Raw genomic sequence first — 16554 nt, 5'->3', positions numbered from 1 at the left:
GCCGCGGGTCCGCGGCCCCCACCCGGCCCGTCCGCTCACCGCGGCCCGGGACCCCGGCGTGCCGGGTGGTACGCCTCGCTGACCAGGTAGCGTTCATCGACGAGATGGGTGGCAAAGGCCCACTCCCCCGCCGTGTCGTCGGCCAGCCGGGGAGTTCCGGTCGCGTTCCACTCGAAGCCGATGGCCGAGAACCGGCGCCGCATGCCGTGCCCGAGCGCCTTGGCGTAGGCCTCCTTGAGGGTCCACAGGCGCAGGAACGCGCCGGTGCGTTCCTCCTCGGGCAGGGCGGCGAGCAGGCGGGCCTCCCCGGCGGTGCACACGTGCTCGCTCAGTGCCTCGAAGGAGATCCGGCGTGCCGCGGGTTCGGCGTCCACGCCGATCGGCCCGGTACGGCTGACGCCGACCGCGATGAGCTCGTCGGTGTGGGTGAGGCTCACCTGGAGGTCCGCGCCCAGGCCCCGCAGCACGGGCCGCCCGCCCGGCAGCACGGCCAGGTCGAGCCGGCCGGCGGGGACCTGGAGGGCCGCGGCGGCCGTGTGCTTGAGGACCGTCCGGGACACGGCGAGGATCAGCCGTCCGGCCGGGGCCGGATGCTGCCGGTAGCGGGGCCAGTCACGGCCCAGCAGGGTGCGCAGTCCCGGATCGAGCAGGGCCGGGGTCAGCCACTGGCCCCAGGTGGTGTGCACCACCGCACGCCCGCTCTCCTCGACCCGCTCCTGCACCTCCTCCCACGGCCCGTCGGGACCGGCCACATGACACGGCGCCGGAAACGACGGCAACACCGGAACACGGCCGCTCGGCCCACCGGGCACGTCGTATGCCGGGATACGGTCCTGCGGCGCCGGCAGGTCGTGCGGTGCCGGCAGGCTGTACGCCGGTGCGCGGTCCTGCGGCACCGGCCGAGCGGACGCTGCCGGCCGGTCCTGCGGCAACAGCCCTTCCTGCGGCGCCCGTTGCTCGTAGGGCGGCGTCCGGTCGTACGGCAGCGTGGGGTCGTACGGCGGTACGCGGCCCTGCGGCACCCGTCGGTCGTACGGTGCCTGCCGGTCGTAGAGCGGCGTGGGGTCGTACGGCGGTACGCGGTCCTGCGGGGGTGTGGGGTCGTACGGTGCCCCGCTGTCGCTCACCATGCCGGCCTCGTCGCGTACAGGTCGCAGTCCACGCCGTCGGCGGCGCGCCGGGCCAGTTCCTGCCACAGGCGCGGCTGTGCGTCCGGGATCGCGGTGGGCAGCGGCAGGCCGAGCCGTACGGTGATCCGCCCGAGCACCGGCAGCGTCCAGCCGGCGTCGCCGAGGAAGGGCAGGCCTGCCGCGGCGGCCGCCTCCCGTACGGCTGTCGTCGCGGTGGCCAGGACCAGCAGGGCCTGACGGTCCGCCAGGGCGCGCGCCGCGGGGTCGGCGGGGTCGTGCACGGCTTGGGCCGCGCAGGCGGTGCGCAGTGCCCGCCGCTCGGTGGCCAGCCGGCGCCCGAAGCGGGCGAGCGCGCCGGCGGCAGCGTCGTCATCGTCGGCACCGGGCGGCGGGCAGACACCGGCACCGGCCGGTGCTGTGGTGCCCGCTGTGGCGGCGAGGGTGGTGGCGGTGTCGTGGAACAGGGCCGTGAGCCGTGGGCCGTCGTCCCATCCGGTGCCGCCGGACGCGCCGAGCCCTTCGACGATGCGGGCCTGAGCGGCGTTGGTGGCTCTCCGGCCGGCCCCGGCGAACTCCCGGTCCCCTACCAGGCGTGCCAGGGTGCGCCGTTCGACGGTGTGGGCGTCGAACCCGCACTCGTTCAGGACCAGTTCGAGATCGCCGAGGAGTTCGACGGCGAGCCGGGGCACCAGGTATCCGGTGACGGCGGCAAGCAACTCCGCCTCCGTGGTGGAGGGTTGGCCGGCCGGCGGGCAGGTGCGCAGGGCCGTGGCCGTCAGGCTCTCGCAGGCCAGCAGGTCGGCGAAGACGGTGGCCAGGACCGGGCGCCACTGCCGGGCGGCGGTCTGGTGGCGGCCCAGGCCCTCCACGATGCGGGCCGCGCCGAGCAGGACACCGCCGGCCGCGGCGAGCAGCGCCGCCGGGCCGAGCAGGGCGGCCGCCGGGTGGGGCACCGGGGCGGTGAGCAGCGGGCGGATGCTCCAGGCGTGGGCCAGGGCCAGGTCGCGGCGAAAGAGGGGGCGCAGGGCGCGGGCGAGCTCGTCGGCGCCACCCGGCACGTCGCCGGCGCCGGGCAGGAACGCGGGCGGGGCGGGCAGACCGGCGCCACCCGCGGCCCCGGCGGCCCGCAGGGCGGCACGGCCGTAGGGGTTGCGGGCATCGCGGGGGTCGCCGAGCAGTGCTTGCAGCCGCGCCGCGTACTGCGCCGCACCGGCCGGGGCCGAAACCGGTGCCGAAGCCGGGTTCGGTGCCAGGTCCGAGGCCAGGTCCGGGACCGAGGCCGGAGCCGGAGCAGGGGTCAAGGCCGGGTCGGGGACCGAGGCGAAGTCCGGGGTCGGGACCGGGGTCAAGGCCGGGTCTGGTGCCAGGCCCAGAGCCGAGGCCGGGGCCAGGTCCGAAGCCAGGTCCGGTGCCAGGACCAAGGCTGGAGCCTGGGTCAAGTCCGAGGCCGGGGCCAGGTCCGGGGCCGGGACCGGGGCCGGGACCGGGGCCAGGGCCAAGTCCGGGGCCGGGCTCAGGGCCGAGGCCAGAGCCAAGTCCGAAGCCTGGTCAGGGGCCAGAGCCGGAGCCTGGGTCAAGTCCGGTTCCGGAGCTGGGGCCTGGGCCAGGGGTGTCCGGGGTGCCGGGGGCCGCCCGGCCTGACGGTGCGGCCGGGTGGGGGCCATCGCCGATCTCCTCCTCGTCGTGGGGCGCCCGCTGTGCGGCGGCCGCCGCCGTGGCCGCCGCACGGCGGCCGGACGGTCGCCGGTGGCCGCCGCCGCAGTTGTGGCTGTGGCCGGGGCCGTGGCCGTGGCCGTGGCTGTCGGGCGGGGGTTGCCGGGTGGGCTCATCTCAGGCGGCGCAGGGCGCTCTCGGCGTGCCAGCGCGCCAGGGTCAGGGTCTGCGTGCTGGTGCGTGTCAGCTGTTCGCGCACGTGGCGGCGGGCGTCGACGGGCAGTGCCCCGGCGCCCAGAACGCGCTGCACGGCGCTCTCGCGGAGCATCACCTGGTGGGTGCGGGCGACCCGTACCCCGCGGGCGTCGGGTTCCAGGTACCACTCGCCGCAGTGGGCGGCGACGAGGTCGGGGGTCACGGTCGCCTTGTCGACGATCCGTCCGGCGGCCGGGAAGCACAGCCGTACGGCCCGGGACAGAACGGTGTCCCCGGTGTCGGGGTCGCTGGTGTGCAGGACGGTGCTCTGCACGCCGGGCCGGTCCTCGGTGACCTCGGCGTGTTCGACGTGGGGGACGAGGTCGGCCCAGTCCGCGATGCGGTAGAGGAAGTCGTAGACGATCTCCGGGGAGCCGCAGACGTAGACGCTGTCCTCGAAGGAGAACAGCAGTTCGTCCAGGCGGTCCCAGCGTTCGGCGGCCTCGGCGACGGCCGCGAGTTCGGCGCGGACCTGCGTGTCGAGGGTCCCGGGTGCCTGTCCGGGGGCGGGGTGGTGTTCCTGGTGCAGGGTGAGCCGGCAGTGGCCGGCGGGGCCGGGTGACACGTTCCAGCCGCCGCGGGCCGGGGCGTCGGGCAGCAGGGGGTCGCGCAGTTCGAACGCGATGCTGCGCTCGCGCGGGTGCAGCGCGCGGCGCACGAGCGCGGAGCGGACCTGGCCGTGGTGCAGCTGCCACAGCCGCAGGCTGTCCCCGGCCCGGTCGGAGTCGACGCGTTCGGCGTGGACGCAGGAGGGCAGCAGGAGCGGCCAGCGGGGGGCGTCGGCGAGCAGGCCGTAGACGACGCCGGCGGGCGCCGCGACCGGGACGGTGTGCCGGGCGGAGTGCCATCGCTGCGACGGCATGCGCGCTCCTCTCCTCCAGGTGTGATCAACGCTGCACGGCCAGAGCTGAGCGGTGCTCGATTCCTGGTGGAACGACACGGGCGGCAGTGCCGCGCATCGCATCAGCCCGTGCCGGCCACCAACACCCTCAACAAGCAGGACGAGCCGGTGGGGCAGGGCGGGCGGGAACGGGGCGGCGCGGGTGCGGGCGGCCGGCCCGCCCACGGCGGGACGGGCCGCGCAAAGCAGGAGGGCGGGAGCGGGCGGGGTGGGAGCGGGCGGGGTGGGTCAGCCGGTGCGGGCCGCCGGTGTGCTCATGGCGGGGCGGGCCGGAAGGCTCTGGGGCCCGACATCAGCAGGGAGCGCTGGAGCTTGGCGAGCGCGGGCGAGGGCTCCAGGCCCATGGCGCGCACCAGGGTGGCGCGCAGCCGCTGGTAGGCGTCCAGGGCCTCGCCGCGGCGGCCGGAGCGGTAGAGGGCGAGCATGTACTGGCCGCACAGGCTCTCGTGCATGGGGTACTGGCTGATCAGCACGGTGAGTTCGGCGAGCAGTTCGCGGTGGCGTCCCAGGCGCAGGTCGGCCTCGACGCGCTGGTCCAGGGCGCACAGCCGGCTCTCCTCGAGCCGTTTGGCCTCGGTGCGCAGCTGGGGGCCGGTGTGGACGTCGGCCAGCGCGGGCCCGGTCCACAGGTCCAGGGCCTGGCGCAGCAGGCGGGCGGCCTGGGGGTAGTCCTCGGCGTCCATGGCCCGGTAGCCGCTGCCGGCGAGCCGCTCGAACTCGCGGACGTCGCTGACGCCGTCGCCGTTCCGAAGGAGGTAGCCGCCGGGGACGGTCAGCAGGACGTCCTTGGCCTGGCGGCGCCGGCCGGCGGGGCTGTGGGCGCCGCCGGCCAGGGCGGCGGAGATGAGTTCGCGCAGCTGGAGGATGTAGGTCTGCAAGGTGGCGCGGGCACTGCGCGGCGGGCTGGCGCCCCACAGTTCCTCGGCCAGCACCCCCACCGGGACGACCTGCCCGGCCCGCAGCGCCAGCAGGGCCAGGACCTGGCGGGGCTTGGGTGCGGTGGGCGTGACGGACACGCCGTTGTGCCGCACGGCGAGTGTGCCCAGTACGTCGATGTCCACGCCGTCTCCCCGTTTCTGACGCAGTTCCGCAGTGTCGTCCACTGCACCCCGAGTAAAAAACAGCACGCGCGGTATGTCAATGGGAAACCGGAAACCCTGCTTGCTCCCGCACCCGGCACGAGGACGGCCGGCCGCGCGGCCGGGGACGACCAGGCGGCGGCCGGGGGCGGACCCGTGCGGCCGGGACGGGCCCGTGCGGGCGGGACGGGGCACCCGCGCACACGGGGGCGGCGGGCCGGCCGCGGTACGGGAACGGCCCAACTGCGGTACGGGGACAGGCCGGCCGCGGTACGGGGACAGGCCCGCGCAGCCGGGGGGCGCCCGTGCATACGGGGACGGCGGCCCGGCCGCGGCAGGGGAACCGCCCGGCCGCGGTACGGGGATGAGCCGGCCGCACGGCCGGGAACGGGCCGCCTGTGCGCTACGGACGGCCGCCCGCGCGGCACGGGGACGGCGGGCCGGCCCCGGCACGGGGACGGACCTGGCCGCGAGGCCGGAACGGACCGCTTGCGCGGTACGGGGGCGGACGGCCGGCCGCAGTACGGGAACGGCCCAACTACGGTACAGGGAGGGGCCGGCCGTGCGGCTGCACCGGCGCTCACGGACACGGCGCAGCCTGCATCGACGGGATGGGTCGCAGGCACTCACGGCCACACGGTGGCTGCACCCGGGCAGACGGGGCGCGGGCGCTCACGGCCGCGCGGCAGGCCGTACTGACGGCTGCGGCGCAGGTGCCGACGGCCGCACGGCAGGCTGCGGCGACGGACGGGTCCGGGTGCCCACAACCCCCATGACGGGCCGCACCGAAGGCCGTTGACGCAGGACCGTGCCGACGGCCGTTGACGCAGACCGGGTTGGCGGCCGTCGGCACAGGCCGGTCGGCGGCCGCGGCGCAGGCCCGGTTGGCGGCCGTTGGCGCAGGCCGGGTTGGCGGCCGTTGGCGCAGGCCGGGTTGGCGGCCTGCCGCAGGCCGGGTTGGCGGCCGTGAAGGGGGGCCAGGCCGGGGTCTAGGTGCGGGGCGGCATCCATTCCAGGGCGCGTTCGGGGCTGGCCGCCAGCCCGGGCAGGACGAGGGACCAGAACTGCTCCACGAGCCCGGCCGGCAGCCAGCCACCGTCCACCGCGCCTCCCCCCGCACCGGCCCTCACGCCGTCCACCGCGCCTCCCGCCGCACCGGCCCTCACGCCGTCCGCCGCGCCTCCCTCCGCACCGTCCCTCACGCCGTCCTGCGCGGCGCCCATCGCACCGCCGATCGCACCGGCCGTCACACCATCCACCGCGCCGTCCGCCGCGGCGGCCATCGCGGCGGCCATCTCCAGGCCGACGGTGGCGGCCACGACCGTGGCCGTCACGCCGTCGGGGCAGACTCCCTCGGCGAGTTCGCCCGCGCTCTGGGCCTGGAGCACCAGCTCGCGCACGCACCGGTGCCACAGGCCCAGCATGGCGGCCCCGCTCTTGCGGGAGGGGTCGGCGCCGAGCCTGAACCCGGCCCTGACCACCGGGTCGCCGGCGACGGCCAGCAGCAGGCCGGACATGGTGCGCATGAGCAGCTGGAGCCGGGCGCCGTTCTCCTCGCGGCAGCGTTCGGCCAGCTCGCGCACCCAGTCCGCGGCCGCGGACTCCACCTCGGCGGCCAGGGCGTCCTTGCTGGCGAAGTGGAAGTGCAGGGCGCCCGCGCTGACCCCCGCCCGCCTGCTGATCACCGGCAGCGAGGCGAGGGCGTAGCCGTCCGCGGCGAACACCTCGGCCGCGGCGCGGACCAGGGACTGGCGCGTGCGCGCCGCCCTCACCTGCTTGACCATCACAGCCTCCTTCCGGGCCCGCGCGGCATCCGCCGCGCACGCCCCCCTGCATCCGGGCCCCCGGGGCCCGCGAACATTACCAAACCGCGCGCTTGGTACGTTTACTGTAGGGGACGATGCCGGGCAGGACGAGACCCGCCCCGGCCATCGCCGCACCGGCACGGCCAGATAAAGACGCAGACGGCGGGACCCTCCCCCGGCCTGGGGGGAGGGTCCCGCCGTCTGCACGCGGCGTCTTGGTCCAGCGGGTCAGGGACCCGGCGCCCTAGTCCGGCGGGTCCGGGGAGCCGGTGTCCCGGTTCAGCGGGTCCGGGGAGCCGGTGTTTCAGTCGAGCGGGTTGAGGATCACCGGCAGGGCGCGGTGGGAGTTCATCAGGAAGCTGGACATGGGCCGCAGTTCGCGCGGGGGGCAGGCCAGCCGCATGCGGGGGAAGGCGTCGAAGAGCGCGGCGAAGGCGCCGGTGGCCTCCATCTCGGCGAGCGGGACGCCCATGCAGCGGTGCGTGCCGTGCCCGAAGCCGAGCAGGTCGCGGCCGGTGCGCAGCACGTCGAAGCGGTCGGCGTCGGGGCCGTGGAGTTCGGGATCGCGGCCGCCCGCGGCGAAGTTGACCAGGATCGCGTCGCCCTTGCGGATGAGGACCCCGTCCAGGTCGATGTCCTTAACGGCGAACCGCATCGGCGAGTAGGCGCCGGGAGTGTGCACGCGCATCGTCTCGGCCGCCACGTCCTGCCAGCCGGCCCGGCCCTCGCGCACGTGCCCGAGCTGGACGGGATCGCTCAGCAGTGCCCCCACCGCGTTGGTGATCAGCGCGGCGGTCGTGTCCTGCCCGCCGGCGATCATCAGGAAGAGGGTGCCGAGCAGTTCCGCCTCGCTCAGCCGGTCCTCCCGGTCCCGGGCCGCGATGAGCGAACTGGTCAGATCGTCCCCGGGCCGCTCCCGCTTGTCCTTCACCAGCTGCGACAGCAGCATGAAGGCCTCCAGGCGGGCCGCCTCGATCTCGGCGCCGGGCAGGGTGGTGCTGAACACCTTGTGCAGCGCCGCGCACAGCGCGTCGGTCGGCTCCCCCTGCACCACCCCGAACAGCTCGCAGATCACCCGCATCGGCAGCACCTCGGCGAACGCGGTCCGCAGATCCACCTCCGTGCCGGCCGGCAGCGCCGCCAGATCCGCGAGCAGCTCGGCGGTGATCTCCTCGACCCGCGGACGCAGCGCCTCGGTGCGCCGCGCGGTGAAGGCCCCCGCCACCAGCCGGCGCAGCCGCGTGTGGCTCTCCCCGTAGGCGAAGAGCATGTTCTCGTTGGCCACCCACGGATACAGCGGCCAGTCCTCGGTGATCCGGCCCTCGATGAAGGCCGGCCAGTGCCGGCGGGCGTCCTTGGAGACCCGCGCATCGGTCAGCAGCCGCTCCACATGCCGCTGCCCCACCACGGCCCAGGCCACCACCCCCCCGGGCAGCTGGACCTGCACCGCAGGCCCCTGGGCCCGCAGCATCGCGGCCTCTCCCGGCAGATCCCGCCCGGTCACGTCCAGGACATACGGGCATACAGCAGGCGCGCTCACGTCGTTCTCCCTGGGTCGGTGTTGCACAAACGGCACGTGCCCAGGGGGAGGAAACCCCCTCCCCCACCCGGGAGCGCCACGCGAACACGCCCCCGGCGACTGTTCAGTTGTCCCTCACACACCGGCCGCCACCAGCCCGCGGCCCCCACCCCGGCAACCACCCGGCCACGCATGCGCGCACCCGGCGACCGCCCGGCCGTTCCCCGTGCACCGGACGGCCGTCCGGCTGTCTTCCGTGCACCGGGCGCCCGCCCGGCCGTCTCCACCTGCGCCCGGCAGCCGTCCGGCCGCCCATCCGTCCGGCAGCCGCCCGGCCGTCCTTCGCAGACCCGACGGCCACCCGGTCGCCCTTGCCTTGGTACACCGGGCAGTTGCCCGGCCGTTTCGTACACCAGGCAGCTGCCCGGCCGCCGCTCGTACGCCGGGTCGGCGGCCGGCCGGCAACCGCTCCCCCGGCAACCGTCCGGTCACCCCGCACACACCCGGCAGCAGGCCGGCCGTTCTTCGCGCACCCGGCGGCCGTCCGGGCGCCCTTTCGTCCGTCCGGCAGCCGCCCGGCCGCCCCTCGCTCCCCGGCAGCCGCCCGGCCGTCTTTCATGCACCTGACAGCCGCCCGGCCGTGTTCCGTGCGCCCGGCGATTGTGCGGTGGTCGTGCGTGCGCCGCAGTGCGGTGCGGTGGTGGTCAGCCGGCGGCTGCGATCTCCCCGCCCTGCGCGCGCAGTTGCAGCGCCGCGGCGTGCACCCGGGCGCCCCGGTCGGCGGCCGTGTCCAGCTGCATGAGCACCGCCGGCACGGCGATGCTCGCCATCAGGTGCCGCTGGAGGTCCGAGACCCGCTCCGGCAGATCGGCGTGATCCGTCATGATCTTGGAGAGGACCTGGACCCCGGTGAACGCCCCCACGAACATCCGCGCGGCCGCGGGGACATGGACGTGCGGGAGGAGTTCCCCGTTCTCCTTCGCCCGGCCCAGGATGTCGATGTTGTGCTCGATCCACCCGCTCATCGGGACCTGCCGGTCCAGACCGTCGGACGGAGCCCCCTGATCGACCGTCAGGCGGATACTGCCCCGGACCATCGGGTCCCCCACCGACAGCAGATGCGCGAGCAGGAACGCCTCGTCGATGCCCTGCTGGAGCATCAGCTCCTGCGGCGGCGGAGCGGGGATCGACTCCAGCTGCCCGGCCAGCACCGCCTGCGCGAGCTCGTCCTTGGAGGGGAAATGGAAATACAGCGCCCCCTTGGTGACATTGGCCCGCTGGAGGATCTCCGAGATCGTCGCCGCCTCGTATCCCACATCGGCGAACACCGCTGCCGCGGCGACCAGGATGGCCCGCCTCGTCCTGATGGCCCGTTCCTGCAGCGCCACGGCCTCCACCTCCACGATCGGCTCCGGTCGGCCTCCACCAAAAATAAACCGACAGGTTTGTATTGTGCCACCCCCCTTCCGCACGATCAACCACACCCCTGGGCCGCCCCGTAACACCGGGATTGTTCGCATTCCCGCGGCCGCCCGGCGAATGATCTGGACCTGAAGAAAACCTTGCGCGCGGTATAGAGCAGCAACCCGTCGACAGCAGAATCGGATATTCCGCTACGGATCCCCTGAACGGCCCGTGAAGATCGCCCGGGACGCCTCGCGCTTTACTGTTTTTTGACTTGATAAGAAAACCGGTAGGTCCGTATCTTCTGGGGAGTCCAGCACGTCCACATCCGGATCTGCGACCGACGGGGGATAAGGGTCATGGCCCTTGCGACAAGCCAGCCGACCGTGCAGGACGGCCCAGCCGGCCCTGCCGCACACCAGCCGCCACAGGCACAAACACCCGACCGCCTGGACGCCGACCGGCGAAAAGAACTCCGCGCGATCGAGGCACGCACCCTCGAAAAGATCAAAAACCCCGCACAGGACCCCGCCCCCGCGCAGGAACTCACCGCCGCACAGGACCCCGCGCAGGAACTCACCCCCGCGCAGATCCCGGCCCCGGTGCAGGGCATCGCCCCCGCACAGGGGCCGGCCCCGGCACAGAACCCCGCACAGGCGCAGCACCCCTGCCCCGCCCGGGACTTGACCCCGGCGCAGGACGCCCCGCCCACGCGGGACCACACCCCTGCACAGGGCCCCGCCGCGGCGCAGGATCCCGCCCCCGCACAGGCACCCGCGCAAAGACCGGCCCGAGCGCAGGACCCCGCGCCCGCCGAGCGCCCCTCCCCCATGCGGGGCCCGGCCGCGGCGCAGGACTTACCGCTCGTGCAGGACCTCACCCTTATGCAGGACCTCACCCCGGCGCAGGACCTCGCACCTGCCGAGGACCTCACCCTCACTCAGGGCCTCACACCGGCGCAGAGCCCCGCACCCGTGCAGGGCCGCCCCGCATCCATACCGGACCCGGCCCCGGAACGGGACTCCCCGCCCATGCGGGACCTCCCCCTGACGCAGGGCCCCGCCCCGGCGGATGATCCAGCCCGCACCGAGGGCCCCTCCCCCGTGCAGGACCCGGCCCGAGCGCAGGACCTCGCGCCCGCACACAGACCCGCCCCGGCACAGGCCCCCACCCTGATACGGGACCTCACCCTCACGCCGGACCTCGCCCCCGTCGAGGGCTCCTCCCCGGCTCAGGGCCCCGCGCCCGCCGAGGGCCTCACACCCGTGGGCCCGGCCCCGGCACACGACTCCTCGCTCGTACAGGACCTCGCCCCCGTCGAGGGCTCCTCCCCTGTCCAGGGTCTCGCCCCGGCGCAGAGTCCCGCCCGTATTGAGGGCCCCTCACCCGTGCACAACCTCATCACCGTGCAGGCCCCGGCCCCGGCGCAGGACTCCCCGCCCGTCGAGGGCCCCTCCCCCGTGGAGTGCCTGACCCCGGCGCTGGACCTCGCGCCCGTACGGGGCTTCGCCCCCGCGCAGAACTCCTCCCCTGCCCAGAACCTCGCCCCGGCGCTGGACCCCTCCGTGCAGGACCCGGCCCCCGCACAGGACCTCTCCCCCGTGCAGGACCTCTGCCCCGTGCAGGACCTGGCCACCGCACCGGATCCCGCCCCCGCGCAGGACCCGGCCCCGGTGCGGGAGCTGTCCCCGGCGGAGGACCTGGCCCGGCTGCTCTTCGGCGAGGACCAGGAACGCGAGCGCATCCACGGCCCGTGGCGGCGGCTGATCCAGGACGAAACGTTCCGCCACCAGCCCGGACGCACCCCCGCCCAGCAGGCCGCCCAGGCCTACGACTGGCTGCGGATGGCCAACGACACCCTCGACGACCCCCAAGCCCTGGCCACCGACCCCGCCCAGCTCGCCGCCCTGCACGAATGGACCGCGATCGTGGACGGCGGCGGAAGCCTGTGCACCCTCGCCAGCATCCACTACAACCTCTTCCTCGGCAGCCTCCTGGACCACGAGAAAGCCGGACACCGCGACCTGACCCCCTACACCTCCCTGCAACGCATCGGCACCTTCCTGTGCACCGAGGTCGAACACGGCAACGACAGCGCCGCCCTGGAGACCACCGCCACCTACGACCCCGCCGGCGGCGGATTCATCCTCAACACCCCCCACCCCGGCGCCCAGAAATTCATGCCCAACACCAGCCTCACCGGCGGCCCCAAAACCGCCGTCGTCGCCGCCCGCCTGATCATCGACGGCCACGACGAAGGCGTCTACCTGTTCCTGACCCCCCTCAGCGACGAGACCGGCATCCTCCCCGGCATCCGCGTGCGCCCCCTGCCCATGCGCCCCACCGCCCCCGTCGACCACTGCCTGACCGCCTTCGACCACGTCCCCCTGCCCCGAGAAGCCCTCCTCGAGTCCGACCACGGACACCTCACCGACGACGGCACCCTCACCAGCAGCCTCGGCAACCGCCGCAAACGCTTCCTGCGCTCCATCGCCCGCGTCACCACCGGCAAACTCTGCATGAGCGCCGCCGCCATCGGCGCCTCACGCGCCGCCCTGACCATCGCCGTCCAGTACGGCGAACACCGCCACGTCTCCGGACCCCGCCCCGGCGAACGCATCACCGTCAACACCCACCGCACCCACCACGCCCCCCTCCTCAACTCCATCGCCACCGCCTACGCCATGACCCTCCTGCACCGCACCGCCCTTGACACCTGGACCCACCACACCCCCGACACCCGCGACCACGCCGAACGCCTCACCGCCATCACCAAAGCCTGGAACACCTGGCAGGCCCGCACCATCACCACCCAGGCCCGCGAACGCTGCGGCGCCCAGGGCCTCTTCGCCGTCAACCACCTCGCCAACCTCCCCGACTACATCGAAGGCACCATCACCGCCGAAGGCGACAACCTCGTCATCTGGGCCAAAGCCGCAGCCGAACTCCTCCTCACCCCCCACACCCCACCCCCCACACCCCCCACCCACACCGGACCCCCCGACCTCACCAACCCCCACCACATCCACACCCTCCTCACCCACGCCGAAAACATCTGGCACACCCGCGCCCGCACCGCACTACGCAACGCACCCCCCAAAAACCCCGCAGGCCGCTGGAACCACGCCTCCACCCCCGCCCTCGAAATGCTCACCCTCCACACCACCAACCACGCCACCACCGCCCTCCTCAACGCAACCCACAACACCACCAACCCCCACACCAAAACCCTCCTCACCCACCTCACCCACCTCTTCCTCCTCCACCAACTCCGCCCCCACACCGGCGACCTGATCACCCACCACCACCTCACCCCCCAACAAAACAACCAACTCCCCACCCTCACCGACACCCTCACCCACACCCTCGCCCCCCACCTGACCACCCTCACCCAAGCCTTCAACCTCCCCACCCCCTACCTCAACGCCATCCCCATCACCACCACCCACCGCCCCACCCTCACCAACTACACCCACCCATAAACACCCACCCCCACACACCGACACCCCAGCACCAGCACCAGCACCAGCACCGACCCACGACACCCGACACCACCCCAGACGCACCCCCACCAGACGCACCCCCCCACCCAGCAACACCAGGCACCCCCCACACCCGCCTGACGCACCACCCCTAAAACACCCTTGACACCACACCACACCACCCCACCCACCCAAACACACCACGCCAGACCAAACAGCCAGACAGCACCGCCCGCCCCCACCCCGGACGGGCCCGCACCACATTCACAAGCCGGGAACCGAACCACCGACCAGACCGCGGCACAACACCAACCCCCGCAGGCATTTCCGCGGTCAGGCCGCCAACACACCCAGAACCAGCCGACGGCAGACACCCGACACTGAACGACACAGGGCCACCCTCACCAAGAACAACCCCGCCCCCCGTTCACGAACCAGGAGCCAGACCACCCACGGACAACGGGCCGGCCCATGAACGCATCAAGGAGGATCCGGTCCCCCACCGGCCGGCCACCCACACTGCCGGCAGGCAGTTCCCTGAGGATGTCCTCGGTCTGTGGCACGATCTTGATCACCTCGCCGGTGTGCTGCGCCTGCTCGCTCACCTCGATCTGCTGCGGTGAGCCCAGGGGGACAATCTTGAAATCTGCCGGCTTCGCCTTCCCAGGTTTCGAATCCTGGCGCCGCCACCCTCACGGGATCGGCCCCTGACCAGCAAGGGCGCTTTCTAGGGGCCGTTCTCGTTCCCAGATCACGCCAGTGCCCGCCACTCCCCGAGGTTCCCCGCCCGTTGTGGCACGGCCGTGGCACATACCGTGACCTTGATCATGCAGTCAGCGGAGTTTTACGGCTGGAGTCCCGCTCACGGCCGATGGCGACGCCTGCGAGCCGCCCGCTAGGTTCGCCGCGGGTGAACGATGGAGGCATGGCAGACCACCTGCGCTCCGAGGACGGCTGGCTGATCCTTGACGACAGCAGATCGCCGTGGAGGTCGACCTGGGTCTCTTCCTGCCTGTCACGGGATCGTGGGGCTGCGTGCTGTGCAATCTTCCGCCAGGGCTGGCAGGCGCCATAAGAGGCAATGAGGTTCGCTTGCGCCTGGAGAACGGCCAAGTGCGCCAGATCCGTCTTCTGGCCGGCCCCCACGATGAAACCTCTGTGTCCTTCGTCGGTGAAGGAACCGCACCGTTCTGAACTGCTGACCGTCCCTGCGTTCGGTCGAGGCTCCTGGCTCGTCGCAGGATTGCCCTAGCGGCCTCATCCTTATCAGGTCGATGACCGAAGGCTGTCGACGCCAGCCAACCGAGAGTGAGCCTGGACCGAGTGTCCAATGAGGTTCGGCTTCGGCCACCACTGTTCGCGCTTGTTGGTGTCAGCCGCTGATGCGCCGCCGAGGCGCGCCGCAAGTTCCGCCGGACAGACCGTCACCCAGGCGTAGCCGCGCAGGAACTGCCTGCCCTCGCGCAGGGACGTGCGCCGCTTGCGGCGCAGCACGGCATCGAGGTTGGTGAGTTCGTCGAAGTCGTCCCATTCGATGTGGCCGTAGAGGGGGCTGCTCCCATCCAGCACGGCGTACAGGAAGTCCACCAGCGCGGTGCAGGATGGGGCGTCATCCGGGAATTGACCTTGACCAGAGCCGATGCGCGCCAGATGGAACCGTCCCTCAGGACGTGGTAGGAACTCGCCCGACCCAGGTGGCCAGTTCCCCGCCCTCCGTGAGAAACACGAGCTGGGCTCCCCACGGGAACGCGGCAAGCTCCTCCTCGAACCGCGGCCACGTCTTCCCGATGCGGGGGAAGCGGCGCACCAGGTCGTCGATGTCCCGGCGGATCTGCGCTTCGGAGACGACCCCTCCCCCGCTCCCGGCCTCCGCCTCCACCAGGCCGCTGTACAGCCCGGTGCGGGCGGCACGAAACCACCGGACCAACGATGCCCCAGGACCGTCCGGCACAGCCGCATCGAACGAGGCTTCGACGCATACGTTCACTCCGCGCACCCTATTGGTGCCTCAGCAGGCACCGCCCGGCACACAGGCCGGACCGCTGGACGGGAGCGGCGGGGCGATACTGACTTCGGCTCGTTGGGGTGAACTTGCTCGGAGTGCCTGATAGGGCCGGTGTGGTGGTTGTATCTGTGGTGCGTGAGATATGCGGATGGGGGCGGGCTGAGTCCTGCGGGACGTCAGCGCCGGGAGACGGTCCGGATGCAGGCGGCCGAGTTGTTCGAGCAGGACATCAAGCCGCTGGAGGTGGCGCGGTGCCTGCGGGTGAGTCTGAAGTCGGCCTATCAGTGGCAGCAGCTGTGGCGGGACGGTGGTGTGCAGGCTCTGGTCTCTCGGGGCCCGGGTGGTTCGCGGTGCCGGCTGTCTCCGCGCTGCCTGGAGAAGCTGGCCGGCTACCTCGATGAGGGGCCGGCCGCGCATGGCTGGGTGGAGGACCAGGTGTGGACCGCAGGGAGGGTGGCCACGCTGATCGGCCGGAAGTTCCACGTCTCCTACAGCGTCTCCGGGGCGACACGGCTGATGCACCGGCTCGGCTTCAGCCCGCAGGTCCCCACCCGGCGGGTCGCCGAGCGTGACGAGCAGGCTGTGACCGTGTGGAAGGAGGCGACCTGGGCGGAGGTAAAAGGGCCCGGGCGGCCTGCGCAGGCTACGTCTGCTTCGAGGACGAGGCCGGGTTCACGCGACGGCCGCCCAGGGGACGGACCTGGGGCCGGCGCGGCCGCACCCCGGTCGTGACCATCAGCGGACGCCGCTCGGGACGGCTGTCGGTGGCCGGGCTGATCGCGATGCGGCCCGGGTCACGGACCCGGCTGTGTCATCGGCTGATCGCCCACCCCGCGGGCAAGGGCAAGCGCCGCAGTATGGGCGAGCGCGACTTCATCGCGCTGATCGACGGCACCCATCACCTCGTCAAGGCGCCGATCGTGCTGATCTGGGACCGGCTGAACACCCATGTCTCCCACGCCATGCGCGAGTTGATCGCCGAGCGTGACTGGCTGACGGTGTTCCTGCTGCCCGCGTACTCGCCGGACCTGAACCCAGTCGAGTGGGTATGGGCCCACGTCAAGCGCAGCCTGGCCAACCTCGCCGTCGTCGCTCTCGACCAGCTCGAAGTCCTGGTCCGCAACCGGCTCAAGCGCCTGCAGTACCGGCCCCACACTCTCAACGGTTTCATAGCAGGCACCGGCCTGACCCTCGACGAGCCAGCGCCACCCTAATGCGCCGAAGTCAGTACTTGCACCGCTCGCTCGCGGACGGTGGCGACTGGTGGTGGTAGCCGTACGCTCCCCGTCCAAGGAGTTTGAGCCTGTGGCCTCATCCTTGT

11 protein-coding genes and 1 pseudogene are annotated in these 16554 nt (G+C 73.1%); 3 read left to right on the top strand and 9 right to left on the bottom strand.

Features of this window, described 5'->3' with window-relative positions:
* Positions 1-35: 35 nt before the first annotated feature.
* From WJM95_RS33145 to WJM95_RS33115, 7 genes are all read right to left on the bottom strand, one after another.
* The gene (locus tag WJM95_RS33145; protein WP_339134497.1) at positions 36-1130 is read right to left on the bottom strand and encodes a 4'-phosphopantetheinyl transferase superfamily protein; all 1095 of its coding nucleotides are present in this window, start codon (positions 1128-1130) and stop codon (positions 36-38) included.
* Entirely contained in the window at positions 1124-2551 is a 1428-nt protein-coding gene (locus WJM95_RS33140) for a hypothetical protein (protein WP_339134495.1), read from the bottom strand. The genes WJM95_RS33145 and WJM95_RS33140 overlap by 7 nt, the downstream gene beginning before the upstream one ends.
* 404 nt (positions 2552-2955) lie before the next feature.
* The gene (locus WJM95_RS33135) at positions 2956-3900 is read right to left on the bottom strand and encodes an SRPBCC family protein (RefSeq protein ID WP_339134493.1); all 945 of its coding nucleotides are present in this window, start codon (positions 3898-3900) and stop codon (positions 2956-2958) included.
* Between the two features lie 293 nt (positions 3901-4193).
* Positions 4194-5000: an AfsR/SARP family transcriptional regulator gene (locus WJM95_RS33130; RefSeq protein ID WP_339134491.1), complete on the bottom strand. Its 807-nt coding sequence runs from the start codon at positions 4998-5000 to the stop codon at positions 4194-4196.
* Positions 5001-6007: 1007 nt separating this feature from the next.
* Positions 6008-6802 (bottom strand): ScbR family autoregulator-binding transcription factor, encoded by a 795-nt coding sequence (locus WJM95_RS33125; RefSeq protein WP_339134489.1) that lies wholly within the window; start codon positions 6800-6802, stop codon positions 6008-6010.
* Positions 6803-7127: 325 nt separating this feature from the next.
* Positions 7128-8363: a cytochrome P450 gene (locus tag WJM95_RS33120; protein ID WP_339134487.1), complete on the bottom strand. Its 1236-nt coding sequence runs from the start codon at positions 8361-8363 to the stop codon at positions 7128-7130.
* Positions 8364-9046: 683 nt separating this feature from the next.
* Entirely contained in the window at positions 9047-9730 is a 684-nt protein-coding gene (locus tag WJM95_RS33115; RefSeq protein WP_339134485.1) for a ScbR family autoregulator-binding transcription factor, read from the bottom strand.
* A 375-nt stretch (positions 9731-10105) separates the two neighbouring features.
* Between WJM95_RS33115 and WJM95_RS33110 the strand changes: the two genes are divergently transcribed.
* Positions 10106-13228 (top strand): acyl-CoA dehydrogenase, encoded by a 3123-nt coding sequence (locus WJM95_RS33110; protein WP_339134483.1) that lies wholly within the window; start codon positions 10106-10108, stop codon positions 13226-13228.
* A 1266-nt stretch (positions 13229-14494) separates the two neighbouring features.
* Here the strand turns inward: WJM95_RS33110 and WJM95_RS33105 are convergent.
* On the bottom strand, positions 14495-14815 hold the full coding sequence (locus WJM95_RS33105; protein ID WP_339134481.1) for a hypothetical protein: 321 nt from the start codon (positions 14813-14815) through the stop codon (positions 14495-14497).
* A gap of 76 nt (positions 14816-14891) precedes the next feature.
* On the bottom strand, positions 14892-15155 hold the full coding sequence (locus WJM95_RS33100) for a hypothetical protein (RefSeq protein ID WP_339134479.1): 264 nt from the start codon (positions 15153-15155) through the stop codon (positions 14892-14894).
* A gap of 189 nt (positions 15156-15344) precedes the next feature.
* Between WJM95_RS33100 and WJM95_RS33095 the strand changes: the two are divergent.
* Together WJM95_RS33095 and WJM95_RS33090 are read left to right on the top strand one after the other, a co-directional pair.
* Positions 15345-15824, top strand: a pseudogene (locus WJM95_RS33095) (winged helix-turn-helix domain-containing protein); the annotation flags it as partial.
* On the top strand, positions 15824-16447 hold the full coding sequence (locus tag WJM95_RS33090; protein WP_339134477.1) for a transposase: 624 nt from the start codon (positions 15824-15826) through the stop codon (positions 16445-16447). The pseudogene WJM95_RS33095 and the gene WJM95_RS33090, both read left to right, overlap by 1 nt.
* Positions 16448-16554: the final 107 nt, after the last annotated feature.

The sequence above is a fragment of the Streptomyces sp. f51 genome (assembly GCF_037940415.1).
Lineage (GTDB): Bacteria > Actinomycetota > Actinomycetes > Streptomycetales > Streptomycetaceae > Streptomyces.
This window is presented reverse-complemented; position numbering and strand designations above follow the sequence as displayed.